General features: G+C 69.4%; 21 protein-coding genes. 5 read left to right on the plus strand and 16 right to left on the minus strand.

The window, feature by feature from the left end; genetic code table 11:
* Positions 1 to 89: 89 nt before the first annotated feature.
* The 4 genes from KOF26_RS06075 to dapA all read right to left on the minus strand — a co-directional run bounded on the left by KOF26_RS06075 (position 90) and on the right by dapA (position 4,553).
* Positions 90 to 2,531, minus strand: a complete 2,442-nt coding sequence (locus tag KOF26_RS06075; RefSeq protein ID WP_216323057.1) for a hybrid sensor histidine kinase/response regulator — start codon at positions 2,529 to 2,531, stop codon at positions 90 to 92.
* A gap of 99 nt (positions 2,532 to 2,630) precedes the next feature.
* The gene (locus KOF26_RS06080) at positions 2,631 to 3,194 is read right to left on the minus strand and encodes a DUF2062 domain-containing protein (RefSeq protein ID WP_216321852.1); all 564 of its coding nucleotides are present in this window, start codon (positions 3,192 to 3,194) and stop codon (positions 2,631 to 2,633) included.
* Entirely contained in the window at positions 3,191 to 3,673 is a 483-nt protein-coding gene (smpB, locus tag KOF26_RS06085; protein WP_216321853.1) for an SsrA-binding protein SmpB, read from the minus strand. Before smpB ends, KOF26_RS06080 begins: the two co-directional genes overlap by 4 nt.
* 4 nt (positions 3,674 to 3,677) lie before the next feature.
* On the minus strand, positions 3,678 to 4,553 hold the full coding sequence (dapA, locus tag KOF26_RS06090) for a 4-hydroxy-tetrahydrodipicolinate synthase (protein ID WP_216321856.1): 876 nt from the start codon (positions 4,551 to 4,553) through the stop codon (positions 3,678 to 3,680).
* An 82-nt stretch (positions 4,554 to 4,635) separates the two neighbouring features.
* On the opposite strand from dapA, the gene KOF26_RS06095 reads away from it, so the two are divergent.
* From KOF26_RS06095 to KOF26_RS06105, 3 genes are all read left to right on the plus strand, one after another.
* Positions 4,636 to 6,666, plus strand: a complete 2,031-nt coding sequence (locus tag KOF26_RS06095; protein WP_216321859.1) for a lytic transglycosylase domain-containing protein — start codon at positions 4,636 to 4,638, stop codon at positions 6,664 to 6,666.
* Positions 6,667 to 6,816: 150 nt separating this feature from the next.
* A complete protein-coding gene (gene greB, locus KOF26_RS06100; RefSeq protein WP_216321862.1) occupies positions 6,817 to 7,296 on the plus strand; it encodes a transcription elongation factor GreB in 480 nt (159 codons plus the stop codon).
* A 68-nt stretch (positions 7,297 to 7,364) separates the two neighbouring features.
* Positions 7,365 to 8,114, plus strand: coding sequence for a class I SAM-dependent methyltransferase (locus KOF26_RS06105; RefSeq protein ID WP_216321865.1), 750 nt, complete (start codon positions 7,365 to 7,367; stop codon positions 8,112 to 8,114).
* Between the two features lie 241 nt (positions 8,115 to 8,355).
* On the opposite strand, the gene KOF26_RS06110 is transcribed toward KOF26_RS06105, so the two are convergent.
* From KOF26_RS06110 to aspS, 3 genes are read right to left on the minus strand one after another with little or no spacing between them, the layout of a single operon-like run.
* Positions 8,356 to 8,679, minus strand: coding sequence for an HNH endonuclease signature motif containing protein (locus tag KOF26_RS06110; RefSeq protein ID WP_216321868.1), 324 nt, complete (start codon positions 8,677 to 8,679; stop codon positions 8,356 to 8,358).
* Complete coding sequence (locus KOF26_RS06115) at positions 8,679 to 9,443, minus strand: polyphosphate kinase 2 family protein (RefSeq protein ID WP_216321870.1); 765 nt, start codon at positions 9,441 to 9,443, stop codon at positions 8,679 to 8,681. Before KOF26_RS06115 ends, KOF26_RS06110 begins: the two co-directional genes overlap by 1 nt.
* A complete protein-coding gene (gene aspS / locus KOF26_RS06120) occupies positions 9,440 to 11,230 on the minus strand; it encodes an aspartate--tRNA ligase (RefSeq protein ID WP_216321872.1) in 1,791 nt (596 codons plus the stop codon). Before aspS ends, KOF26_RS06115 begins: the two co-directional genes overlap by 4 nt.
* A 93-nt stretch (positions 11,231 to 11,323) precedes the next feature.
* On the opposite strand from aspS, the gene rnd reads away from it, so the two are divergent.
* Complete coding sequence (gene rnd / locus KOF26_RS06125; RefSeq protein WP_216321874.1) at positions 11,324 to 12,499, plus strand: ribonuclease D; 1,176 nt, start codon at positions 11,324 to 11,326, stop codon at positions 12,497 to 12,499.
* Between the two features lie 154 nt (positions 12,500 to 12,653).
* Here rnd and KOF26_RS06130 read toward each other — a convergent pair whose 3' ends face one another.
* The 6 genes from KOF26_RS06130 to KOF26_RS06155 form a co-directional block, all read right to left on the minus strand.
* Positions 12,654 to 14,207, minus strand: a complete 1,554-nt coding sequence (locus KOF26_RS06130) for a Ppx/GppA phosphatase family protein (protein ID WP_216321877.1) — start codon at positions 14,205 to 14,207, stop codon at positions 12,654 to 12,656.
* 82 nt (positions 14,208 to 14,289) lie between these two features.
* Complete coding sequence (locus KOF26_RS06135) at positions 14,290 to 16,485, minus strand: RNA degradosome polyphosphate kinase (protein WP_216321880.1); 2,196 nt, start codon at positions 16,483 to 16,485, stop codon at positions 14,290 to 14,292.
* 25 nt (positions 16,486 to 16,510) lie between these two features.
* On the minus strand, positions 16,511 to 17,119 hold the full coding sequence (locus tag KOF26_RS06140) for an HdaA/DnaA family protein (protein WP_216321883.1): 609 nt from the start codon (positions 17,117 to 17,119) through the stop codon (positions 16,511 to 16,513).
* Entirely contained in the window at positions 17,116 to 18,444 is a 1,329-nt protein-coding gene (locus KOF26_RS06145) for a heavy-metal-associated domain-containing protein (RefSeq protein WP_216321886.1), read from the minus strand. Before KOF26_RS06145 ends, KOF26_RS06140 begins: the two co-directional genes overlap by 4 nt.
* Before the next feature lie 136 nt (positions 18,445 to 18,580).
* Entirely contained in the window at positions 18,581 to 19,171 is a 591-nt protein-coding gene (locus tag KOF26_RS06150) for a peptidylprolyl isomerase (protein WP_216321889.1), read from the minus strand.
* Positions 19,168 to 20,181, minus strand: a complete 1,014-nt coding sequence (locus KOF26_RS06155) for an alpha/beta fold hydrolase (RefSeq protein ID WP_216321892.1) — start codon at positions 20,179 to 20,181, stop codon at positions 19,168 to 19,170. The genes KOF26_RS06150 and KOF26_RS06155 overlap by 4 nt, the downstream gene beginning before the upstream one ends.
* 316 nt (positions 20,182 to 20,497) lie before the next feature.
* Between KOF26_RS06155 and KOF26_RS06160 the strand changes: the two genes are divergently transcribed.
* Positions 20,498 to 20,812, plus strand: a complete 315-nt coding sequence (locus KOF26_RS06160) for a hypothetical protein (RefSeq protein WP_216321909.1) — start codon at positions 20,498 to 20,500, stop codon at positions 20,810 to 20,812.
* Positions 20,813 to 20,864: 52 nt separating this feature from the next.
* On the opposite strand, the gene KOF26_RS06165 is transcribed toward KOF26_RS06160, so the two are convergent.
* Genes KOF26_RS06165 through KOF26_RS06175 form a run of 3 tightly spaced genes read right to left on the minus strand, consistent with a single transcriptional unit; the run spans position 20,865 to position 25,086 of the window.
* Positions 20,865 to 22,253: an efflux transporter outer membrane subunit gene (locus tag KOF26_RS06165; RefSeq protein WP_216321912.1), complete on the minus strand. Its 1,389-nt coding sequence runs from the start codon at positions 22,251 to 22,253 to the stop codon at positions 20,865 to 20,867.
* The gene (locus KOF26_RS06170; RefSeq protein WP_216321915.1) at positions 22,253 to 23,362 is read right to left on the minus strand and encodes an HlyD family secretion protein; all 1,110 of its coding nucleotides are present in this window, start codon (positions 23,360 to 23,362) and stop codon (positions 22,253 to 22,255) included. Before KOF26_RS06170 ends, KOF26_RS06165 begins: the two co-directional genes overlap by 1 nt.
* A complete protein-coding gene (locus KOF26_RS06175) occupies positions 23,359 to 25,086 on the minus strand; it encodes an efflux MFS transporter permease (RefSeq protein WP_253201188.1) in 1,728 nt (575 codons plus the stop codon). Before KOF26_RS06175 ends, KOF26_RS06170 begins: the two co-directional genes overlap by 4 nt.
* Positions 25,087 to 25,134 lie beyond the last annotated feature (48 nt).

Raw genomic sequence — 25,134 nt, forward strand, 5'->3', positions numbered from 1 at the left:
GGCGCCGGCCAGTAACATTTGGTTGATGTGGATCAAGATATTGCGAAACAACCCTGCTCTGCGGCGATCGCGCGACGGCTGGCCCGGCGCTAGTTCTGGTTCGCGGCGAGGCCGCCCTTCACCGGCGCCATGGCGAGCACGTCGCGGGCGGCTTCGGCAAGTTGCTGGACCGAGAAGGGCTTGGGGAGGAAGTGGACGCGGTCGAGGTCGATCGACTTGCGCAGCTGCTCCTCGGCATAGCCCGACATGAACAGGATCGGCAGGTCCGGCATCAGCCGGCGGGCGTGCCCGGCCAGCGTCGGGCCGTCCATGCTCGGCATCATCACGTCGGAGATGAGCAGGTCGATCGGGTCGGCATTGGCCTCGAGCATCTCCAGCGCATCCTCGCCGTTCGCCGCCGTGCGCACGCGATAGCCCTGGCGGACCAGCGCGCGCTCGGCGACGGCGCGGACCATGTCCTCATCCTCGACGAGGAGGATGTTGCCGGTGCCCCACAGCTCGGTCGGGCGCTCGCGCACCGGCGCGGCGTCGCCCTCGCTCTCGCCGGTCTTGGCGCTGCGATGGACCGGCAGATACATGACGAACCGCGCCCCGCCCTCCTCGGGCGATTCGGCGAAGATGAAGCCGCCCGACTGCTTGACGATGCCGTAGACGGTGGACAGGCCGAGGCCGGTGCCCTTGCCGACCTCCTTGGTGGTGAAGAAAGGCTCGAAGATGTTGCCGATGATGCTGGCCGGGATGCCGTGGCCGGTGTCCGTCACGGACAGCGCGGTATAGTCGCCGATCGGCATCATCTCATGCCCCATGCGGCGGACTTCGTCGGCCGAGACGGCATAGGTCTGGATGGTCAGCGCGCCGCCATCGGGCATGGCATCGCGGGCGTTGACGGCGAGGTTGACGATCACCTGCTCGATCTGGCCGGGATCGGCACGCACCGCGCCGAGATTGCGGCCGTGCTTGGTGACCAGCGTCATCCGTTCGCCGAGCAGGCGCTTGAGCAGGTTGGAGACTTCCGCGACGACATCGGACAATTGCAGCACCTGCGGGCGCAGCGTCTGCTGACGCGAGAAGGCGAGCAGCTGGCGGGTCAGGCCGGCGGCGCGATTCGAATTATGCTTGATCTGCTGGATGTCGTCATAATCGCTGTCGCCCGGCGCGTGGCGCATCAGCATCAGGTCGCAATAGCCGATGATCGCGGTCAGGATGTTGTTGAAATCATGCGCGACGCCGCCGGCGAGCTGGCCGACCGCCTGCATCTTGGTGGCCTGCGCGACCTGCCGCTTCAGGCGCGATTCCTCGCTATTGTCCTTGAGGCTGAGCAGGATCGCGGCATCGTCGCCGAGGCCGCGCGCCGGCGCGATGGTCAGCGCCACCGGCTCCTCGGCGCGACGCTTGAGGCGGACGGCGACGTCGCCGGGCACCGACTGGCCCATGGCGAAGCGGCGCACGGCGTCCGCCACCACCGCCTTGTCGTCCTTCACCACCAGGTCGCTGGGATAGACCGGCGCCTCTTCAGGGCCGAGGCCGGCGGCCTTGCGGAAGGCGGCGTTGAGGAACAGGAAGCGCCCGTCGCGATCGGCCAGCGCCAGCCCGAGCGGCAGGATGCCGAGCAGGCTTTCCGGATTGGCGCTGTTATTGCTGCTGCTGGCGACCACCTGCACCGGCGGCTTTTCGTCGAGCATCAGGAACAGGCTGGCGCCGGCGCCATCATCCCCCGGCAGTGACATGCGGATGAAGCGCAATGGCGGGCCGGCCGGCTCGGCGGCGAGATGGACCTGATCCTCGCCGCGGGTGGCGAAGAGCTGGGAAAATTCCAGCCCCTCCGGCCGCATGCTGGGCCCGCCGAGCGCGCGCGTCGCGAACAGCGTGTTGCAGGCGAGCAGCCGGCCGTCGGCATCGACCACCGCGGCCATCGCCCCGCCCTCGCCCAGGCCGACGCCGTAGCGCCCCTGGACGATCGCCCGCGCCTCGCCCACCACGTCCAGCGAGCGGGCATGGGCGAAGCGCCAGATGAGGTGATCGTCGCGCCGGCCGGCGCGGGTGACGCGGACGTCGAACAGGCCGTTGGGCCCGGCCAGGCCGATCAGCCGCGCCTCGCCGTCGCGCCAGGCGGAAAGGCCCGCCGCGGCCAGCGCCGCGCCGCCGCCGTCCGGCAGCGACAGGCGCGGCGGCGGTACTAGCCCGCCGAACCAGTGGCCGAAGCTGCCCGAGGCGCAGACCAGCGCATCCTGCTGATTGGTGATCGCCACCGCCTCGCCCTCGTTATCGGCGATGGCGCGGAACAGCGCCCAGTCCGGATCCGACACATCGCGGACACGGCGGACCTGGAGATGCTCGACGACCAGAGCGACCACGGCCAGGGCGAGGAAGGCCGCGACGAAGCCCGCCGCGACCATCTGCTCGCCGAACAGCCAGAGAATGAAGGCAGCCGAGGCAAGTCCCGAGGCGACCACGCCGAAGACAGCGAATCGCAGCACCCGCCGCGAGCGGGTAGGCTCAGGTACGAAGGACGGAAATGGCGACGCCGGCATTATGCGGGACATCTCGGCTTCGTGCCGCAACTCCGTCAAGCAGTTCTGCGGTGAATGTGGTTAACCCCGTCGAAACGGGGCGATACGTCCCAATTCGGATCAGCCTCTGCCGCCATTGCTGCGATGGCCCCATTTGCGGGCCGTCCACAGCCGCCACAACAGCGCGCTGAGGCCGTAGCCGATCAGGCCGAGGGCGAGCGAAATCAGCAGCAGGCCGGTGAGCAGCGCAGGCGCCGCTTCCGACAATAGCCAGCGGCCATAGGCCGACAGCGGCGCGTGGCCGGCATAGAGCGCCCATACCGCCGCCATCGTCGCGTTCGAGCCGAGCAGCCAGTTGCCCACCCCCAGCGAGGTGGCGAGGATGAACGGCGTGGTGCCGGGATTGGACAGGAACGTCATTCCCGCCGCGATCGGGATGTTGCCGCGCACCGGAATGCAGGCGAGCGCCGCCCCGACGATCTGCAGCCCGGGGATCATGACGAAGATGCCGACCACCGTGCCGAGGGCGACGCCGCGCGGCACCGAGCGGCGGGTGAAGCGCCACAGCTCCGGACGGAGGACGAGATGGGCGACCGGACCGATCAGGCGGCTCTGCTCGAAGCTCTCGCGAGTGGGCATGTGCCGGCTGAACCAGCGGGCGAGCCGGCCGAGGCGCTCGCTCATCCGCGATCGCGAAGCAGGCGGGCCTGCTCGCGCTTCCAGTCCCGCTCGCGCTCGGTGTCGCGCTTGTCGTGGAGCTTCTTGCCCTTGGCCAGCGCCAGCTCGACCTTGGCACGGCCACGCGCGTTGAAATAGACCGACAACGGGATCAGCGTCATCCCCTCGCGCGAGACGGCGATGTGCAGCTTGTTGATCTCGCGCTCGTGCAGCAGCAGCCGGCGCGGGCGCTTGGGCTCGTGGTTGAAGCGGTTGCCGTGACTGAATTCGGGAATGTTGGCGTTGATCAGGTTGACCACGCCATCCTTCACCTCGGCATAGCTTTCGGCGATAGAACCTTCACCGAAACGGAGCGATTTCACCTCCGTGCCGGTGAGCGCGATGCCGGCCTCGAAGAATTGCTCGAGGAAATATTCGTGCCGGGCGCGCCGATTCTCGGCGACCACCTTCTTCTTGTCGAACTCGACCGGACGCGGACGGGCCATCAGCTCAGATCAGGCCCGCATGCGCCAGCGCCTCGTCCACCGCCTTGCGGCTGGCAGCGGACGGCCAGGTCATCGGCAGGCGCAGATCGGTGGGGAAGCCGGGGCGGGTCACGGAAAGCGCATATTTGGTCGGCCCGGGTGAAGCATCGCTGAACAGCGCCGCGTGCAGCGGGTAGAGCCGGTCCTGCAACGCCAGCGCCTCCGACCAGCGGCCGTCGAGGCAGGCCGCCTGGAACGCGGCGCAAAGACCCGGGGCGACATTGGCGGTGACCGAGATGCAGCCCACCCCGCCCATCGCCATGAAGCCGAGGGCCATGTCGTCATTGCCGGACAGCTGGCAGAAGTCGGTGCCGCAGGCGAGCCGCTGGGCGCTCGCCCGGGCGGGCACGCCGCTTGCGTCCTTGACGCCGACGATGGTCGGCAGCTCGGCCAGCCGGCCCATCGTCTCGACGCTGATGTCGGTGACGGTGCGCGCCGGCACGTTGTAGATCACGATCGGCAGGTCGCACTGCTCGGCCAGAAAGGTGAAATGGGCGACCAGCCCGTCCTGATTGGGGCGGTTGTAATAAGGCAGCACGACCAGCGCCGCGTCCGCACCCGCCGCCTGGGCGTGGCGCATATGCTGGAGCGCGACCATCGTGTCGTTGGAGCCGCAGCCGGCGATCACCGGCACGCGCCCCGCCGCCTGCTCGACGCAGACCGAGACGACGCGGTGATGCTCCTCGATCGACATGGTGGCGCTTTCGCCGGTGGTGCCGCAGGGCACCAGCCCGGTCGAGCCCTCGGCGATCTGCCAGTCGATGAAAGCGCGGAACGCCGCCTCGTCCACCATGCCGTCACGGAACGGCGTGACCAGCGCCGGAATGGAACCGCGAAACATCTCGACCTTCTCTCCTTCACCCCGCGGACATTCGCGGGCATAAGGTGTTCGTTCGACGCCTGATAAGGACGCCGTCCGCGTTATGTCCAGTATGCCGAAGAAGCTCGTCCTGCCGGCAGCCCTGATCGCATCGGTCGCGGCTGCCGCCACCTATCAGACGGATTGGCCGGGCGCCAGCGCGCCTGTCGTCAACGGTCCGTCCGCGCCGCTGGCGCTCAATGCCGCCCCGAGGGCGGTGGTCAACGATCCCGCGATCGGCATTGCCGTCGGCGAATGGAATCGGCTTAGGCAGAGCGACGCCCTGCCCTTTTCCGATTACGCCGCGTTCCTCATCGCCCATCCCGGCTGGCCGGGGGAGACGGCGCTGCGCCGCGCCGCCGAAAAGGCGATCCGCGTCGATCAGGAGCAGCCGGCGCAGGTCATCGCGCTCTTCCAGCGAATGCCGCCGTTGAGCGGCGTCGGCCACGCCCGTTATGCCGACGCGCTGATGGCCACCGGCCGCGCCGAAGAGGCGCGGGGCGAGGCGCGCGCGGCGTGGACCGGGGGCGGCCTGCCCGCGGAGGAAGAGGCGCGCGTGCAGTCCCGCTACGGGGCGGCCTTCACCGCCGAGGATCAGGACAAGCGCATGGAGCGGCTGCTCTGGGATCGCGCGGCGGGCGCGGCGAGCCGGCAGCTCGCCTTCGTCTCGGCGGCGCGCCAGCCGCTCTATGCCGCGCGCCTCGCCATGCAGATGCGCAGCCCGCAGGCGGATTCGCTGGCCGAGGCGCTGCGCCCGGCGGCGGATCGCGATCCCGGCTTCGAGCTCGATCGCGCGATGTGGCTGCGCGACACGGCGCGCTCGCCCGAGGCGCGCGCCTATCTCGCGCGCAGCGGCGTCGTCTATGACGGCCTGCCCTTCGATCCCGAGAAATGGCTGGAGGGAATGCTGACGATCGCCCGGGGCGCCGCCGCCGACAGCCAATGGTCGCTGGCCTATGGCATCGCGGCACGGCTCGATGCGGCGTTCCCGGCCGGCACCAATGTCCGCGAGCGCACGGCCGGCGAACGCGACGACTATACCAGCCTCGCCTGGCTGGGCGGCTATACCGCCTTCAAGCGGCTGGCGCGGCCGGCCGACGCGATGGGGATGTTCGCGCGCTATGCGGCTGCCTCGCGGACGCCGCAGAGCCAGTCCAAGGGCCAATATTGGGCGGGACGCGCCGCCGCCGCGGCCGGGCAGCAGCCGGAGGCGACGAGCTGGCTGACGCAGGCGGCGAGCCATTATGACCAGTTCTACGGCCAGCTCGCCAGTGAGCGGCTCGGCAAGCCGCTCCCGCTCCCGTCGCCGCCGTCGGTGATGGCGGTGACCCCCACGGCGCAGGCGGCGTTCGACGCCAATGAGCTGGTCCGCGCGGTGCGCTGGCTCGGGCAAAACGGCCGGTGGCAGGATCAGACCCAGTTCGTCCGCGCTATCGCCGCCAGCCTCAAGGACGAGGGCGACCATCTGCTGGCGACGCGCCTCGCGGTCGAACTGGCGCGGCCGGACCTGGGAGTGATGGTCGCCCGCGCCGCACGGCTGGACGGATCGACCGATTATGCGCGCTCCGGCTTTCCGGAGGTGAAGCTGCCCGCATCGCTTTCCTATCAGTGGGTGATGGTCCATTCGATCGCGCGGCAGGAAAGCCAGTTCGACCGCGAGGCGATCTCGGTGGCCGGCGCGCGCGGGCTGATGCAGCTGATGACGCCGACCGCGCGGCAGACCGCGAGCAAGGCCGGCATTCCCTTCGATGCCGGCCGGCTGACCAGCGACCCGGCCTATAACATGGCGCTCGGCTCGGCCTATTTCGCGGAGCTGCTCGATCGCTTCGGCGGCAATCATGTGCTGGCGGTGGCGGCCTATAATGCCGGGCCTGGCAATGTCGCCAAGTTCATCCGGGCCAATGGCGACCCGCGCGATCCGGGCGTCGACGTGGTCGACTGGATCGAGGCCATCCCGTTCACCGAGACGCGCGGCTATGTGCAGCGCGTACTCGAAAATGCCGTGGTCTACGACCTGATGAACCCCGACAAGGCGCGCATGCGGGTCTCGGCGAACCGGCTGTCGGCTTATCTGGGCAAGACCAGCGCGGGGTGACCGCTCGCGCCGACAGGCGATGCTGCCGCTATCGTCCGCGCGCTTGTGGAGGCATGGACCCCGGATCAAGTCCACGGTGACGGTATCGGGTGGAGCGGCGTTTGGCGGGGCGGAGTGGCCGTTGCCGGACGCCCCGGCTAGAAGGCCCGGATGGACCGCCCCAATTACATCACGCCCGCCGGCTTCGCGGCGCTGCGCGCCCGCTACGAGACGCTGTTCGCCGTGGAGCGGCCGAAGCTGGTCGAGACGATCAGCTGGGCGGCAGGCAATGGCGATCGATCCGAGAATGGCGATTACATCTATGGCCGCAAGAAATTGCGCGAGATCGACCGCGAGCTGGGCTGGCTGTCCAAGCGGATGAAGGCGGCCAAGGTCGTCGATCCTGCCCAGCAGGAGGATCGGAGCCGCGCATGGTTCGGTGCCACCGTGACCATCGCGGACGATGACGACAAGGAGCGCACCGTCACCCTCGTCGGCGAGGACGAGGCCGATGCCTCCGCCGGGCGGATCAGCTGGCGTTCGCCGCTGGCGCGGGCGTTGCGAGGGGCCGCGCTAGGCGACCTGCGCAGCGTCGTGCTGCCGGCCGGGACCAAGGATTATGAAGTGGTCGCGATCCGCTATCCGGACTGAGTGACAAGGCAGTTTCGCCTGTCATGGAAATGCGGCAGGTTGGCGCATCGCAAAAAGAGGAGAGGTCCATGCGCCGGAGTCTGATCGCCCTATTGATGTTGACCGCCACCGCCAGCGCTGCCCCCGCGCTGGCGCAGGCGCCGGCCAACGTCACCACCGCCCTCGCCGCGCCGTCCCGCGCCAAGGACGCGACCGAGGACGCGCGCCGGCATCCCGCCGAAATCCTCACTTTCGCCGAGGTCAAGCAGGGCCAGACCGTCGCCGATCTGGTGCCGGGCGGCGGCTATTGGACGCGCATCTTCTCGGGCGCGGTCGGGCCGCGCGGCCATGTCTATTCGGTGTGGCCGGACACGATGGCCGGCGCCGGCAAGCCCGGCGAGGCGCGGGTCAAGGCGCTCGGCGAGGAGAAGATGGCCAATAACGAGCAGCTCGTGGTGCCGTTCGGGGCCTTCGCGCTGCCGAAGCCGGCCGACGTCATCTTCACCTCGCAAAACATTCACGATTTCCCGAACCCGGGCTTCGGCAGCCTCGATCTGACGGCGTTCGGCAAGCAGGTGCTGGCGGCGCTGAAGCCCGGCGGCCGCTTCATCGTCATCGACCATGCCGGCGCCCCCGGTACCGGCCAGACCCAGACCGGCACGCTCCACCGCATCGAGGCGGCGCATGTCCGCCAGGCGCTGGAGACGGCGGGCTTCCGCTATGCCGGCGCCAGCAACGCGCTCGCCAATGCCGAGGACGACCATACGCTGCGCGTGTTCGACCCGGTGCTGCGCGGGCATACCGACCAGTTCGTGATGGCCTTCGTCAAGCCGCGGTGAGCTGACCGCTTCCCGTGCCACGGCCATGCCGGACCCGGCCCAGCCAGCCATCCACGAGCCTCTGCGCTCACGGAGAGTTGGCTGGACCGGGTTGCGGGCCGTCACGGGGGCGCGTCCGCCGGTCCACTCGTGATGCTGGACTGGGGGCAGCATCCACCCCGCCTCGACCCGAGGGCGCCGTGACGCGGTGAACCCCTCGAACAAGTCTGTCCTGAGCCTGACGAAGCATGCGCCGTCCCGCTCACCGCGTCGGAGCGTGGAAGTCGGGCGGCTTGCCGGCGATCCAGCGCAGGAACCGGGCGATCGCCGGTAGTGCGCGCAGCGCGTCGAGCGTCGGATAGAGGCGGGCGAGGTCGCGGTTGGGCACGGCGGCGTGGATCGCCCGATGGCAGATCGGGTGAAGCGGCACCGTGTCGCGGCCGCCCTCCGACCTGGGCACGACGTGATGCCATTCGACGCGCCGGCCGAGCGGGCGTCGGCAGAGCGCGCAGGCGGACGGCGCCGCCTCGCCCCCGCCCGCCGCCGGCGTCTCACCCCGCCAGCGCACCGCGCGGCGGCCGACCATCAGCCGAATATCGCCTTGCCGAGCCTCTCGACGGCTTCGTCCGGCCTGGGAGGGGTCATGTCGACGCCCTGCTCGAGCGCCTCGGCGATGGCGGTCAGCGCGGCGATGCGCGCCGCCTTCTTGTCATTGCCGTCGATCACGATCCATGGCAGGTCCGCGCGATCGAACATGTCGTGCATGGCGTCGAGATAATCCGCCCGGCGCGCGCGGTTGCGGAAATCGTCCGGGCCGATCTTCCAGCGCTTCCACGGATGGTCGAGCCGCTCGCGCAGGCGCTTGTCCTGCACGGCCTGCGTGACGTGCACGAACAGCTTGATGAAGGTCGTGCCCTCGGCGAGCTGGGTGCGCTCGAAGGCGTTGATCTCGGCATAGGCGCGGCGCCATTCCGCCTCGCTGGCAAAACCCTCGACCCGCTCGACCAGCACGCGGCCATACCAGGTCCGATCGAACACCGAGATTTCACCGTCGGTCGGCAGTCCGGCCCAGAAACGCTGGAGGAAATGCTGCTCTTTCTCGATGCCGTTGGGCGCGCCGATCGGCCACACCTCGAAGCCGCGCGGGTCCCAGCCGGCAGTCAGCCGCTGGATGATGCCGCCCTTGCCGGCCGCGTCCCAGCCCTCGATCGCGATCACCGCCCGCTGTTTGTGGACAATGTGGGCGACCTGGATATGGCCGAGGCACTTCTGTATCTGCTTCAGCGCCTCGTCATAATCGCCGTTGAAGGGCCGCCCCTCCTCATAGTCGGAGAGGCGGACCGGCTTCACGCCTTGGGCCCGTCGACGACGCGGATGGAGAGTTCGCGCAGTTGCTTGGGCGTCGCGGGCGCCGGCGCGCCCATCATCAGGTCCTCCGCCTTCTGGGTCATCGGGAAGACGATCACCTCGCGGATATTGGGCTCATCGGCGAGCAGCATGACGATGCGGTCGATGCCCGGGGCAGAGCCGCCGTGCGGCGGCGCGCCGCACTTGAAGGCGTTGATCATGCCGGCGAAATTGGTGTCGACCTCCTCGCGGCCATAGCCGGCGATCTCGAACGCCATGTACATGATCTCCGGCTTGTGATTGCGGATCGCGCCGGACGACAGCTCCACGCCGTTGCAGACGATGTCATACTGATAGGCGAGGATGTCGAGCGGGTCCTTCGTCTCCAGCGCCTCCAGCTCGCCCTGCGGCATCGAGAAGGGGTTGTGGCTGAAGTCGATCTTCTTGTTGTCCTCGTCATATTCGAACATCGGGAAGTCGACGATCCAGCAGAATTCGAAGCGCTTCGGGTCGATCAGCCCCAGTTCCTCGCCCACGCGGGTACGGGCGAGGCCGGCGAGCTTGGCGGCCTGCGCCTCCTTGCCGGCGGCGAAGAACACGCCGTCGTCCGGGCCGAGGCCGAGCGCCTCGGCGATCGCCTGCATGCCCGCCTCGCCGTGGTTCTTGGCAATGGGGCCGCCGAACTCGCCGCCCTTGCGCGTGGCATAGCCCAGGCCGGCAAAGCCCTCGGACTGGGCCCAGCTGTTCATGTCGTCGAAGAATTTGCGGCTCTTCTCGGCGGTCCCCGGCGCGGGGATGGCGCGGACCACGTCGCCGCCCTCGACGATCGAGGCGAAGCGGCCGAAGCCGGAGCCCTGGAACAGCGCCGAGACGTCGGAGATCTCGATCGGGTTGCGCAGGTCCGGCTTGTCATTGCCGTATTTCAGCATCGATTCCCGATAGGGGATGCGGCGGAAGGGCAGCGGCGAGACCTGACGGCCCTTGCCGTCGAAATCGGCGAACTCCTCGAAGATGCCGTGCAGCACCGGCTCGATCGCAGCGAACACGTCTTCCTGGGTGACGAAGCTCATTTCGAAATCGAGCTGGTAGAATTCGCCCGGGCTACGATCGGCGCGCGCGTCCTCGTCGCGGAAGCAGGGCGCGATCTGGAAATAACGGTCGAAGCCGGCGACCATCAGCAGCTGTTTGAACATCTGCGGCGCCTGCGGCAGCGCGTAGAACTTGCCGGGGTGGACCCGGCTCGGCACCAGATAATCGCGCGCGCCCTCGGGGCTGGAAGCGGTGAGGATCGGCGTCTGGAACTCGGTGAAGCCCTGGTCGATCATGCGGCGGCGGATCGAGGCGATCACCTGGGAGCGCAGCACGATATTCTTGTGGATGCGCTCGCGGCGGAGATCGACGAAGCGATAGCGCAGGCGAATGTCCTCCGGATAATCCGCCTCCCCGGCCACCGGCAGCGGCAGCTCCTGCGCGGCCGACTGGACGACCACCTCGCGCGCGCGGACCTCGATCGCCCCGGTCGGCAGATTGGCGTTGGCCGCCTCCGCGGCGCGCTTCACCACGTCGCCGGTGACGGTGACGACGCTCTCCGCGCGCAGGGATTCGAGCGCCTTGAACACCGGCGAATCCACGTCCGAGACGATCTGGGTGATGCCATAATGATCGCGCAGATCCACGAACAGCAGCCCGCCATGGTCGCGCACGCGATGAACCCAGCCGGACAGGCGGACGCTCGCGCCGGCATCGGCCTCGCGGAGCTGGGCGCAATTATGGGTGCGATAGGCGTGCATTATGGCGATCTCTGGCATGAATTCAGGAGCGCCCGCGCTTTCCCCTCAACCAGCGCTTTGTCAACCCGGCGAGCGGCGCTATGGGGCTCGACGATGATAATCCACCCGCTGATCGACGACAGCCAGACCCTCGCCCAGCTCTGCGCCCGCCTTGCGAAGTCCGACTTCGTGGCGGTCGATACCGAGTTCATGCGGGAGAACAGCTATTGGCCAGACCTTTGCCTGATCCAGATAGCCGATGGCAACGAAGCCGCCGCAATCGATCCCAAGGCGCCCGGGCTGGATCTCAACCCCCTTCTCGACCTGCTCGTCAGCAATGAGGACGTGCTGAAGGTGTTCCACGCCGGCGGCCAGGATCTCGAGATCATCCACAACATGACTGGCAAGACGCCGCACCCGCTGTTCGATACCCAGGTGGCGGCGATGGCGCTCGGCATGGGCGAGCAGGTCGGCTATTCCAGCCTCGTCGAAAGCTGGCTCGGCGTAAAGCTCGACAAGGGCGCGCGCTTCACTGACTGGGCGCGCCGGCCACTCGACAGGCGCCAGCTCGAATATGCCATCGGCGACGTGACTTATCTGGTGAAGGTCTTCCCGAAGCTTCTCGCCCGCCTGCACAAGACCGGGCGCGGCGAATGGCTCGACCAGGAGATGGAGCGGCTGGCCGATCCGTCGAGCTATGTGAACGATCCGGACACCGCCTGGCAGCGGCTGCGCGCGCCGACCCGCAAGGCGGAAGTGCTCGGCCGGCTGCGCGCGCTGGCGGCATGGCGCGAGCGCGAGGCGCAGAGCAAGGACCTGCCGCGCGGGCGCATCGCCAAGGATGAGACGCTGGCCGACCTCGCCAGCCACCCGCCGCGGGTGCAGGCGGACCTCGCCAAGGTGCGTGGCCTGTCCGGCGGCTGGGCGACGAACGATATCGGCAAGCGGCTGCTCGCGGCGCTGGCCGATGCGCAGCCTCTGACCGACGAGGAGATGCCGGCGCGCGAGGATCGCAAGCCCGGCCTCGGCAAGGACGGCGCGCTCGTCGCGGACCTGCTCAAGCTGCTGCTCAAGATCCGCGCGCGCGACACCGACGTCGCGCCGAAGCTGATCGCGCGCAGCGACGATCTTGAGCTGCTCGCCGCCGGCAAGCGCGACGGCATCCCCTTCCTCACCGGGTGGCGCTACGACCAGTTCGGCCGGGACGCGCTCGATCTGGTCGAGGGCCGGCTGGCCTTCGCGGTGCGCAATGGCCGCCTGTGCATGACGCGGACCGAAGAGGGGCAATAGTCAGCGCGCGGGAGCAGGGCCGGCCGCGGATTCCTGCCGTCCTCATGCTGAGCCCGGTTCGGCAGCCAGCCGGCCACGGGCTCCGGCGATCGCGGCCGAGCCGATCGCGAAACGGGTTCAGGGTGACGGATCGCGTCCCGGCAGGGCGGAGCGACTAGGGCGTCACCACCTCCGGACGCATGCCGAAGGCGAGGGCCAGCGCCTTGTGGCGACGTTCGACGGCTTCGCCATAGAGCGCCAGATCGCCCCTCGCGAGATGGAGGACGACGCTGCCCCGCCCCAGCGCCAGCCGGCTCGCCTCCAGCGGGGGGGCGACTCCGCCGGACAGGCGTTGGGCGAGGCGCATCGCCAGGCCCCAGCGCACCGCGCGGCTGATCTCCTCGTCAGTGCAGACGCGCTGCACGATGTCGGAGCCGGTGGTGCCGCCGAAGCTGGTGAACAGCGCTTGCCCCATCATGCCGCGGCCCCGCGCGTCGACGCCGACCCAGTTGCCGTGCAGCGCCGTCTCCAGTCCGCGCTCGGCACGGAAATCGGGATGGGCACGCCAGCCGACATCGCCGAGCAGGCAGGCGGCGTGGCGCAGCCGCTCGTCGGCGGGCGTCTCGCCGGCGAACAACGGCGCGATCCAGCGGTGGAGGAGGTCGCCATGTTCGGGGAAGCGCCCTTGCCGGCGACCTTCCTCGCGCGTCGCCTCGATCAGCGGATCGGCGTCGCGCAGCTCGGGCGGCAGCGCATTGTGGAGCAGCCCCTCGCGCAGACCATAGGCCGAGACGATCAGCGCGCTGGAGCCGAGCTGCTTGACCAGCATCGCCAGCAGCGCGGCGGCATCGGGCAGGCTCGGCGCGCGGCTCGACGATATGGCCGGGATCGCCTTCAGCCGGCGCTTGTCGAGGCGCGCCAGCACGCGGACGAGATAGGCGGCATTATCCGGCGCCATGCAATACTGGTGGACGATCGGCAGCCGGTAGCCGGTGAGGTGCATGTCGAGCAGCGCCAGCGCGCGCCACGAGCCGCCGATCATGTAGAAGGGCAGCCCCTGCCCCCGCCCGCCCCAGCCGCCCTGTTTCAGCGCCTTGCCGACGACCTGCGCCAGCGAGCGGCCGCCGCGCTTGCGGATCGCCGCCACGCGCAGCACGCCGAGCGGGAAGGACGCACGTTCGGCGATGCGGCCGGCGGAGACACGGACGAGCTCGAGGCTGCCGCCGCCAAGATCGCCGACGATGCCGTCGGCATCGGGAATGCCGGCGAGCAGCCCCTCGGCCGAAAGCGAGGCCTCCTCCTCGCCGGACAGCAGCCGCACCGGCAGGCCGATGCCGGCGAGCCGATCGAGCAGCACATGGCCGTTGGAGGCATCGCGCACCGCGGCCGTGGCGACGGTGGTGAGGTCGGTGACCCCCATCTCCTCGGCGAGGCGCGCGAACCGGGCGAGCGCGGTGATGGCGCGATCCAGCGCTTCGGCGTCGATCGCGCCGGTGGCGGCAAGGCCGCGGCCAAGCCCGGCCATGACCTTCTCGTTGAACAGGATCGAGGGGATGCGCGCCTGCCCCTCATAGACGACGAGGCGGATCGAATTGGAGCCGATATCGATGATGCCGACGCGCCCCGGCCGGGCGGTCTCCGGCGCGGGCTGCTTGCCACGGGTGAGGGCGGATCCGAGCACGAGGCGTCCCTTAAAGGGTGATTTCGGTTGAGTCAGTTGTTTTCCCATCCCGACGTCCGTCCGCTTCGAGCGTGTCGAGAACCACGCCACCAATGCTCGACGCGCTCGAAGCGAACCGTTGACGAGGAGCTCAGCCCCCGCGGCGCAGCTTCAGCGTCGGCACCGCCTCGCTGGTCTTGATCGCGTTGCCGCGGCCCGAGAGCGAGGGGTTGGTCATGAAGTAGCGGTGGAGGTTGAACGGCCGGGCGCCGCCCTTCATCCGCTCGTAGCTGCCGTCGGCGCGCAGCCGCCAGCTCTGCTCGCTGTCGAGGAGATTGGCCACCATCACCTGATCCAGCACCTGCGCGTGCACCGTCGCATTCTCGATCGGCAGCAGATATTCGACGCGCCGGTCGAAATTGCGGGGCATCCAGTCGGCCGACGAGATCAGCACCCTCGCCTGCGGATTGGGCAGCGCCGCGCCATTGCCGAAGCAGATGATACGGCTGTGCTCCAGGAAGCGGCCGACCACCGATTTCACCCGAATATGCTCGGACAGCCCGGGCACCTCGGGGCGCAGGCAGCAGATGCCGCGCACGATCAGATCGATTTCCACGCCGGCGGCAGAGGCGCGGTACAGCTTCTCGATGATCGCGGGATCGACCAGCGAGTTCATCTTTGCCCAGATCGCCGCCGGCTGGCCGGCCAGCGCATTGTCGATCTCGACGTCGATCAGGCGGGCCAGCTCGTCGCGCAGGCCGTGAGGCGAGATGGTGAGCAGCTCCAGCCCCGTCGGCTCGACATAGCCGGTGATGTAGTTGAACAGCTGCGCCGCATCGCGCCCGGCCCGCGCATCGGCGGTGAAGAAGCTAAGGTCGGTGTAGATGCGCGCCGTCACCGGATGATAATTGCCGGTGCCGAAATGACAGTAGGTGCGATAGCCATTCTCTTCGCGGCGGACGACCATCGACACCTTGGCGTGGGTTTTCCAGTCGATGAAGCCATAGACCACCTGCACGCCGGCCCGCTCGAGCTGCGCCGCCCACATCAGGTTCTGCTCCTCGTCGAAGCGGGCCTTCAGCTCGACGACGGCGGTGACGGATTTGCCGGCCTCGGCGGCGTCGACCAGCGCGCGGATGATCGCGGACTGCTTGCCGGCGCGGTATAGCGTCTGCTTGATCGCCACCACGTCCGGATCGCGCGCCGCCTGCTGGAGAAAGGCGATGACCACCTCGAAACTCTCATAGGGGTGGTGGATGACGATGTCCTTGTCGCGGATCGCCGCGAAGCAATCGCCGCCATGCTCGCGGATGCGTTCCGGGAAACGCGGGCTGAACGGCGTGAACTTCAGGTCCGGCCGGTCCTCGTCGACGAGCTGGGCGAGATCGGCGATGCCGAGCACGCCGTCCGCCTCGGACACGATCGCGGCGGTGCCGGCCTCCTGGAGCACCAGCTTTTCGAGGGCGTCGGGCATGCGCGCTTCCATGCGCAGGCGGATGACGCGGCCGCGCCGCCGGCGCTTGATCGCCGAGCGGAAGTAGCGGACGAGATCCTCGGCCTCCTCCTCCACCTCGATGTCGCTGTCGCGGATGATGCGGAAGGCGCCGGAGCCGCGCACCTCATAGCCCGGGAACAGCACCCGCACATAGCGCCGCACCAGCGCCTCGATCGGGATGTAGCGGGCAGGGTCGTCCGGTCCGGAGCCCTTGCCGGGCAGCCGGACGAAACGCGGCAGCGTCGCCGGGACCATCAGCAATTCCTGGATCGGCTGGCCGTCGGAAATCCGCTTCAGGTCGAAGACGAGGCTGAAGCCCTTGTTCGGGATGAACGGAAAGGGATGGGCCGGATCGAGCGCCTGGGGGGTGAGGACCGGGAAGATCTGCTCGTGGAAATGCTTTTCCAGCCACTTGTCGGCGTCGGCCTCCAGCGGATCCTTGTCGTCGATGACGAGGATGCCGGCGGCGGCCAGCTCGCGGCGGAGCTGGCGCCATACCGTCTGGTGATTGGCCATCAGGCGGTTTGCCGCCTCCGTCACCTCGTCGAGCTGCTGGGTGGGGGTGAGGCCGTCGGCGGAGTGCAGCTCGACCCCTTCCAGTTGCTGGCCGCGCAGGCCGGCGACGCGGACCATGAAGAATTCGTCGAGGTTGTTGCTGGAGATGGACAGGAAGCGCAGCCGTTCGAGCAGCGGATGGGCCGGGTTGCAGGCCTCGTCGAGCACGCGGCGGTTGAACGCCAGCCAGGACAGCTCGCGGTTGAAATAGCGCTCGCGCGGGGCAACCGGCGGCGTTGGTTCCGGGAGCGGCTCGGGCGTGTGCTCGGCGACGGTGATGGGCCTCGGTTCTTCCATAGTGCCGAGCAATCTAGCGCTGCTTCTATGTCTCGTCGATGACACCGGCCGCTTCGAGCGCGCGCCGGGCCAGCGGCACGGTCAGACGCTGGCGGCGGGCGAGCATCTCGGCATCGAGTATCTCCACCGCGCGCAGCACGCCGACATAGCTGCGCTCGATGCGGGTGGCGAGCCAGCGAGCCACCTCCGGCGGCAGCACCAGCCCGCGCCGGGCGAGCAGCCGCTCGACCAGCGCGAGGATCAGCGCGTCGTCCGGCTCCTGGAGGCGCGCGACCGGCGTGGCAGCGAGGCGCGAGGCGAGATCGGGCAGTGCCACGCGCCAGCCCGGCGGGGGCGCGTCGGCGATGATGAGCAGCGGGCGGCGCGCCTCCTGCGCGTGGTTCCAGGCGTGGAAGATCGCTTCCTCCTCCTGGCGCTCGGCGTCGTCGATCAGCCGTCCGCCGGTCTTGGCGGCGAAGATGCGGCCGAGCAGCGAGCGGCCCGACTTGCGCGGACCGACGAGGATCGTCGCCTTGACCGGCCACAGCCCGACATGGCCGAGATGGCGCAGCACTTCGGCATTTGCGGACGAGGCGATGAAGGCATCCTCACGCTCCTCCGCCGGCCAGTCGAGCGGGAGGGCGATCTGGCTCATCGCGGCTGGGGCGTGGGCGCCGTCGGTGCGGGCGCGGCGGCGGCAGGCGCCGGTGGCGGGGCAGCGGGTGCCGGCGCCGCCGGGGGCGCCCCGCGCCGGATGCGCAGCACCCCGCCGGCATCCTCCAGCCTCAGCCCGTGCGCGGCAAGCGCCGCGGCGAGCGCGCCCTGATCGCCCGCGAAACCGATATGGACGAGAGAGATGCCGCCCACGGCGAGGCTGGTGACGCCGGCCGACGAGACCCCCGGCGCGGCACGGATCGCCGCCTCGATCGCGCCGACCGAAGCCGCATCAGGGGTCTCGACCTGAACGGTGAAGCTCTGCGCGGCGGCCGACGGGGTGGCAACGACCTCGGCAAGCGGATCGCCCTCGCCGCCGCCCTCGCCGCCCGGCACGACGTCGGGCGGCGCCGTCTCGCGGATGGCGAGCGACTTGTCGGGGTTGAGGCGGCCGGCGTTGAGCGCGTCGGTGTAGATCGCGTCGATGCGGCGCACGCCCTCGTCGAGGGTCGCGGGCAGCGCGCGGATATTGGGCGCGGTGAGGGTGAAGCCGCCGAGCAGGGTGGCGTCCGCGCCGTGCCGCGCGGTGAAGCGGGCGATCACCGGGCCGCCGGGCCATTGCCGTTGCAGCGCCACCTCCGGCACGACGACGTCGGCGGCGCCGTAAAGGTCGATCAGCATCCGCCACCAGCGGCGACCGGGCCGCCGGCTCTGGGCGACGTTGAGCAGCAGCGGATCGACGCCAGTGCCGACGGGGCGTACATAATCGATGGCGCTGGCGCCGGAGCGGAACCGCGCCCAGGCCTTCTGCCATTCGGTGCGGCTCTCGAAGGTCTGGAAGGTGCCGCCGGACCACATCACCGGGATGACCAGCATCGGCGCCGAGCGGGTGAAGTTGCCGCCGACGCCAAGCAGCCGTCCGGCGCGGGCGCGATCGAACTGCACGCCGAGCTTCGCGACATAGCGGTGGACGCCGATCTGCTCCTCCTCGACGAGGATGCCGGCAACGATCGAATCGAGCGTCGCATCCGGCAGCGTCGGCCCGGCAGCGCCATCGTGCAGCTTCGCCCACAGCATCTTCCAGCCGCGCCGCTGCGCTTCGCGCCAGCCGGCCATGCGGGCCGCGTCGGCATTACGCCCGCCGGCATCGACGGCGATGCCCAGCACCTCGTAATTGGAGGTGGAATCGACCGGCGCGACGCCGCGCTCCCCTTCCTCGATCTGTGCGGTGACGGTGGTGACCGCGGCAAGCCCGGCCAGCGCGGCGACGCAGGCAGCGGCGATCCAGACCGGGCGGGGGCCATGTAAGCGAAGGGCGAACGTCACGCGCGCCCTTCTGGCCGGTCAGCGCGGGGATGTGAAGCCCCCGGTTGCGTCGACGCCGGATAGCGCGCCGTCATGTTGAACCCTTCGACAGGTGGACGGACGACGGGCCCTTCGCGCGCGGTGCGAAAGGGCGCGCCTACAGCCGGCGCGCGGTGATGATCTTCACCGGCTTGATCAGCATCTGGCCCTTCATCGCGCCGCGGCCAGCCTTGGGATCGACGCGGCCGTTGAGGATCTTCTTCACCACCGGCATCCCGCTGACGACATGGCCGAAGGCGGCGTAGCCGGCATTGTCGCCCTTGCCCCGGGGATTGGCATCCATGCTCGGCGCCGGACCGACGAGGATGAAGAACTCCCCCATCGCCGTGCCCGGCGTGTTGCGCGCCATCGACAGCGTCCCGTCGACATGATGCAGGCCGGTCTTGGTCGTCGGCTCGTGCGGAATGGCAGGGAGCAGGCGACGGAAATCATTGTTGCGGGTGCCGCCCTGGATCAGGCCCTGCCCGAGCCGGTTGCGCGCGGCACGATAGAAATTGGTGTCGTCCAGCCGCTTCTGATCGACGTAGCGCAGGAAATTGCCGGCGGTGATCGGCGCCTGCTTCTCGGCGACCTCGACGACGATCCGCCCCTCGCTGGTCTCGATCGCGACCCGCGGCGCCCGGCCCGGCGGAGCGGCGGCGGTGAGCGCGAACAGGGCGAGGACGAAGACAGACGTGCGGCGGATCATCGGGCAGTGGCTCCCCGTGTGGACAGGACTTGCAGCAAGGTGCGCTGGAATTCGGCCGGCGCTTCGACCTGCGGGGAATGGCCGAGGCCCTCCATGCGGACAAGCCGGGCGCCCGGAATGCGCGGCACCACCTCCTCGGCCAGCGCCGGGATCGAGCCCGGCGCGGCGCGGACGGCGCGCGGCGGCCCTTCGTGGCGGGCACCGGTGCCGTCGAGCATGCCGATGATGAAGCTGGTCGGCACGCGCAGCCGGTCGAGTTCGTAGATCACCGGCTGGGTCTGCAATATGTCGCTGGTGCGCGCCTGGGCGATGGCGATGCGGCGGCGGCCCTCGCCCTGATACATGCCGGCGCGCATCGTCACCCAGCGATCATAGTCGGGCCGCCATTCACCATGATAATAGGCGGCGAGCTGATAGGCCTTGATGCTCTCGAAGCTGGTGCGCATCTCGGTGGCGAGGAGCTGGGGCAGCGGCGTGTAGCTGCTGCCGTCGGTCAGCCGGTCGTTGAGGCCAAGCGGGGCGACGAGGATGAGCTGCTCGACCCGCTCCGGATGCATCAGCGCGAGGCGGGCGGCGAGCTGGCCGCCCATCGAATGGCCGACCACCGTCACCCGGGTCAGGCCGCGGGCCTGAAGCAGCTTCAGCGTCATGTCGGCCAGCGCCTGGAAGCTGTACTGGAAATCCTCGGGCTTGGAGGATTTGCAGAAGCCGATCTGGTCGGGCGCGATCACGCGGTAGCCGGCGTCGGCCAGCGCGCGCGCCGTTTCGTACCAGGTGGCGGCGCAGAAATTCTTGCCGTGGAGAAGGACGATGGCGCGGCCGTTCGGCTTGGCCGGCAGCAGCTCCAGATAGGCCATGCGCACCTGATCGCGGCCGGGCACCTCGAACCACTGGACGGGCGCCGGATAATCATAGCGTTCGAGGTCGGCGCCGTAATCCGGCACGGCCTGCGCCAGGGCGGGCGCGGCAGCCAGCGACAGCGCGAACAGCACGAGAGCGGGAAGGCGCATCATCATCCCCCGAAAATGCCATGTTTGCCGGCAGTGATAGGGGCTGGCGGGGGTCGCCTCAAGCCAGTGGGTGGCGCGCACAGGCGCCGTGGCACGAGCGGACGGTGAAACAGGGCGGTCCCAAGCCTGTCGAAGGCGTCATGGTGGCAGTCCAAGTCGCCGACAATCGGCGAATTTCGCCAAGTGTCGGCACATGATTCACGATGCCGAAAAATAATATCCAGCAATTACAGCAGCTAAGCGTTTGGCATGATTACTGCTGTAGTCATTGCAGCAGGCGCCAAGCGATCGGGCCTGCAGACCAGAGGAGGCCATCATGATCACCCTTTCCAATTCCATCCGCCGCGCGATCATCATCTCGGCGATCAGCCTGGTGCCCGCAGCCGGCATGGCGCAGGCGGCGACCGCCCATGCCAGCGCGGCGGCCACTGCCGCCATCGTCGGCAACGACACGGCCGCCAGCGATCAACAGGTGTCGGACGGCGGCTCGACAACGCGCGCCAAGGTCTATTGCACCGGCCGCACTGCCAGCGGCGACGCTAACATCACCGGCTCGATCCTCAAGCGCAAGGTCTGCAAGACCCGCGAGCAGTGGCTCGCCGAAGGCGTGAAGATCGAAGACGGCAAGTGAGCCCCCTGCCGCCGGCACGCCATTCCCCCGGCGTCCGGCGGCCCTTTCTTTCTCAGCGAGCGTCGGCCGCGAGCGCCGCGAGGCTGTCGGCGCTCCAGCCGCCCCCCATCGCCTGATAGAGCTGCACCCGCGCGGCCAGCGCGTCGGCGCGGATCTGGATCAGCGATAATTCCACCGAGAGCAGGCCGCGCTGGGCGTCGAGCTGCTCGAGAAAGGGCGAATAGCCCTCCCGATAGCGATTGGTGGCGAGACGCAGCCCTTCGGCAAGCGCATCGCGCTGGCGGGTGACGCCGGCGACCTGCTGGTCGAGCCGGGCGGCGGCGGACAGCGCGTCCTCGACATCGCGAAAGCTCGCCAGCACGGCGCGGCGATAAGCGAAGGCCGCCTGATCACGCTGGGCGCCGGCGGCTTCGGCCTGCGCCTCCAGCCGTCCGCCCTGGAACAAGGGGGCGAGGATGCTGCTGCCGAGGCTCCACAAGGTGATCGGATCGGCGAGCGCGTTGGAGAAGGCGGTGCCCGCCGTCGCCGACAGGCGGAATTGCGGCAGGAACCGCTTGCGCGCGACCGCGAGCGAGGCGTCGGCGGCGGCGAGCTGATATTCGGCCTGGGCGATGTCCGGCCGGCGGCGGAGCAGGTCGGACGGCAACCCCTCCGGCACCGGCGGCTGGCGGAGCGCGTCGAGGCCGCGGCCGCGCGCGATGTCGCCCGGCGTGGCGCCGGTCAGCAGGCTCAACGCCGCCTCGACGCGATCGATCGCCAGCTGCAATTGCGGGATAAGCTGGGCGGCGGATTCATATTCCGCCTGCGCCTGTTCAAGCTCCAGCTTCGGCGAATAGCCGTTGGTGACGCGCGAGCGCGCGATGCGCAGCGAGTCGGCGCGCGCCTGCAACGTCTGCCGGGTCACCTCCAGCCGGGCGTCGAGGCTGAGCAAGGTGATGTAGCTGGATGCCACTGTGCCGGCGACGGAGAGGCGGATGGCATCGCGCGCCGCCGCGCTCGCCAGATAGGCATCGCGGGCGGCGGCGCGCTGGTCGGCGAGGCGGCCGAACAGATCGAGTTCGTAACCGACCTGGAGCTGCGGCTGGACGAAATTCTGGTTGAGCGGCGTGCCGATGCCGCTCACCGTGCGCGAGCGCCCCGCCGCGAGCCCGGCGTCGACCGCAGGCCATACTTGCGCGCGGGCGGCGATGATGTTGGCGCGCGCCTCCCGCAGCCGCGCGCCGGCGATGGCGATGTCGGGATTATAGGCCAGCGCCCGTTCGACGAGCGCGGTGAGGGCGGGATCGCCGAAGCCGTTCCACCAGCGGCGATCGAGCGGCGCGGCCGGCCCGGCATCGGTTCGCCACGTCGCCGGTGGCGCGACCGGATCGACGCGCGCCGTCTCCACGGCCGGGCCGGCGCAGGCGGCGAGCATCAGCAGCGGCGGCAAGGCCGTGCGCATCAGCGCGCCCCGCGCGTGTCGACCTTCGCCACCACCGACATGCCGGGACGCAGGCGGTGGGCGAGCGGCTGGCCGGCGCCGATGCGGATCCGCACGGCGATGCGCTGGGCGACCTTGACGAAATTGCCCGTGGCGTTGTCCGGCTTGATCACCGAGAATTCGGAGCCGGCGGCCGGCGACAGATTCTCTACCCGCCCGAACAGCCGCGCATTGCCGAGCGCATCGACGCGTAAGCTGGCCGGCTGGCCGACGCGCATGTCGTGGGTCTGCGCTTCCTTGAAATTGGCCACCACCCACACGTCATGCGGGACGAGGAACATGAGCTGGGTGCCGGCGGTGACATAGGCGCCGAGGCGGACGCCGATTTCCGACAGCTGGCCGGCGGCCGGCGCGCGGATGACGGTGTTGTCGAGATCGACCTGGGCGAGGCGGAGCTGAGCCCGCGCCGCCTCCACCGACGCCTGCAAGCCGCCGCGCCCGACCAGCACCGTGCGCACGTCCTGCGTGCCGATGGCACGCCCGGCCTCGGACTGGCGGACGGCAGCCTCGGCGGCAAGCAGGGCAGCGCGGGTCTGATCCTGCTCGCGCGCGGAGATCGAACCATCCGCGACCAGCGCGTCGGCGCGGCGCATGTCGGCCTGGGCGCGGGTGAGCTGGGCGCGGGCGCTGGCGATCGCCGCGTCCTGGCTCAATGTCGCCACCTCGCGCGAGCGCTGGGATTGGGTGGAATTGGCGAGCGCGGCCTCTTGCGCGGCGACGTTGGCCTTGGCCTGGGCGACGCGGGCGGCATAGATCCGATCGTCGATGGTGGCGAGCACCTGACCGGCCCTGACCTCGGCGAAATCCTGTACCGGCACACTGGTGACATAGCCGCTCACCTGCGGGCTGATCACGGTGACGCGGCCGCGCACATAGGCATTGTCGGTCTGCTCGGTGAGGCCGGCGAAGGGCGGCAGGCGCCACGCATAGAGGATCGCCAGCACGCCAGCCATGGCAATGACGGCGATGGCGATGACCACCGCCGGGCTCTTGTCGGGCGGCCGCCAGCCGCGCGGCGGCGGATTGACCTGCGGATCGGCGGCCATGGTGGTGGTGGTGGTGTCGGTCATCCCTTGCCGCCCGGTGTCGCCTGTGCCTGTGCCTGTGCCTGCATCATCTTCTCCTGAAGGAGGACCACCGGCGACACCTCGCCGCGCCGGCGGATGCCGATGCGGATCGCCACCGCCCACAGGGTCGCCAGCACCGCAAGCATGCCGACGAGGAGGAAAACGTCGTTATAGGCAAGGATGTTCGCCTCGCGCGCAATCTGCTGGGCGAGGAGGACACTGCCTTCCGCGCCGCGCAGCGCCGGATCGCCGACCGCGCCGGCGACGACGTTGGAGCCGGCGCGGATACGGGCCGCGACCAGCGGATCGGTGAGCACGACGGCCTGGGTCAGCTCGTGCGAGTGATATTTCTCGCGCAGCACCTGGAAGGTGCCGAGCAGGGCGTTGCCGACCAGCCCGCCGACGCTCTGGCTGATGTTGAACAGCACCGCGAAGCTTATGTAATGCTTGGGACCGGCGAGCAGCGTGCGCGAGATGCCGATGACCATTGCCTGGGCGAGGAACAGCAGCGAGGCGAAGCCGATCAGCGCCTGGCTCAGGTAGAAATTGGCCGGGCGGGTGAGATTGGTCGCCTCGGCATCCATGAACGCGGCGATGGCGATCAGGCCCACGGCGAAGCCGATCGGGCGCGCCACGTCCTGCGGGCGGAACGTGAACACCGCGGTCGCGAGGCCGGCGAGCGAGGCGATGACGATGATCAGGTTCAGCCCGATCATCTGATCGTTGAGCATGCCCACCACCGACAGCAGCCCGACCGAGCCGAATGCCTGTTCGGACAGGAGCACGCGCACCGACGCGGCGACGATCATCAGCCGGGCAATCTCCCGCGAGCCCAGCCAGCGGGTGTTGATCAGCGGATCGGCGCGGCGATGCTCGACGATCAGTGCCGCGGCGATCAGCGCAAGCGCCGCGGCCAGCGCCCAGCCAATCCAGGCGCGATCCGTCCACCATTCGATACGCCCTTCGGACAGCACCGCGATGAGCAGCCACAGCCCCGGGGCGAGCAGCGCGAAGGTGAGGAAATCATATTTCTCGAATGCCTTGGTCCGCTCGCTCGGCGGCAACGGCATCGCCATCACCGCCGCCAGCATGGCCATCGCCAGCCCCAGCTCCAGCCAGTAGAGCATGTGCCAGTCGCCCCAATCGAGCAGTCTCGGCGACAAGGCGCGGGCGAGCGGCGTCGCCAGCTGCGGCACGCTGATGCCGATCATGATCCCGGCCATCCGCCGGGCAGGCGGCATCGCCTGCATGAAATAGAGGATGGTGAGCGTCGACAGGCCGGACGCGGCGATCCCGCTCATCGCGCGCACCGCCACCGAACTCCAGAAGCCGTGCAGCGCGAGGTGCATCAGCGTCGTCAGCGCATAGGCGCCGAGGATGTAGCGGACGAAGGGCTGGAGGCCGAATTGCTGACGATATTTGACGAGCAGCAGGTTGGCGGTGACGTTGGTCATGAAATAGGCCGCGGTCAGCCAGGCGGCCTCGTCGCTGTAGAGGCCGAGCGTGCCCTGCGCGAAGTTGAGGTTGACCGTGATCAGGGCGTTGCCCAGCCCGCCGGTGATGCCGATCAGCGCGCCGACCAGGAAGTAGCCGATCCGCCGGCGGGCGGGATGTTCGGGATTGGCCGGAGAGCCGGGCAGCGTCGGGCGCTCATGCGGCTGAAACACATAGTCCGGCGATCGCGCCATCCGCCCGCTCTGCCCACCCCATTTGTTGCCGTGCAGCAACGTTACGTCGCACTGTCTTTACACAACGCGCGCGGGCGTCAACCGGGA

The sequence above is a fragment of the Sphingomonas quercus genome, assembly GCF_018863195.1.
Classification (GTDB): Bacteria; Pseudomonadota; Alphaproteobacteria; order Sphingomonadales; family Sphingomonadaceae; genus Solisphingomonas; species Solisphingomonas quercus.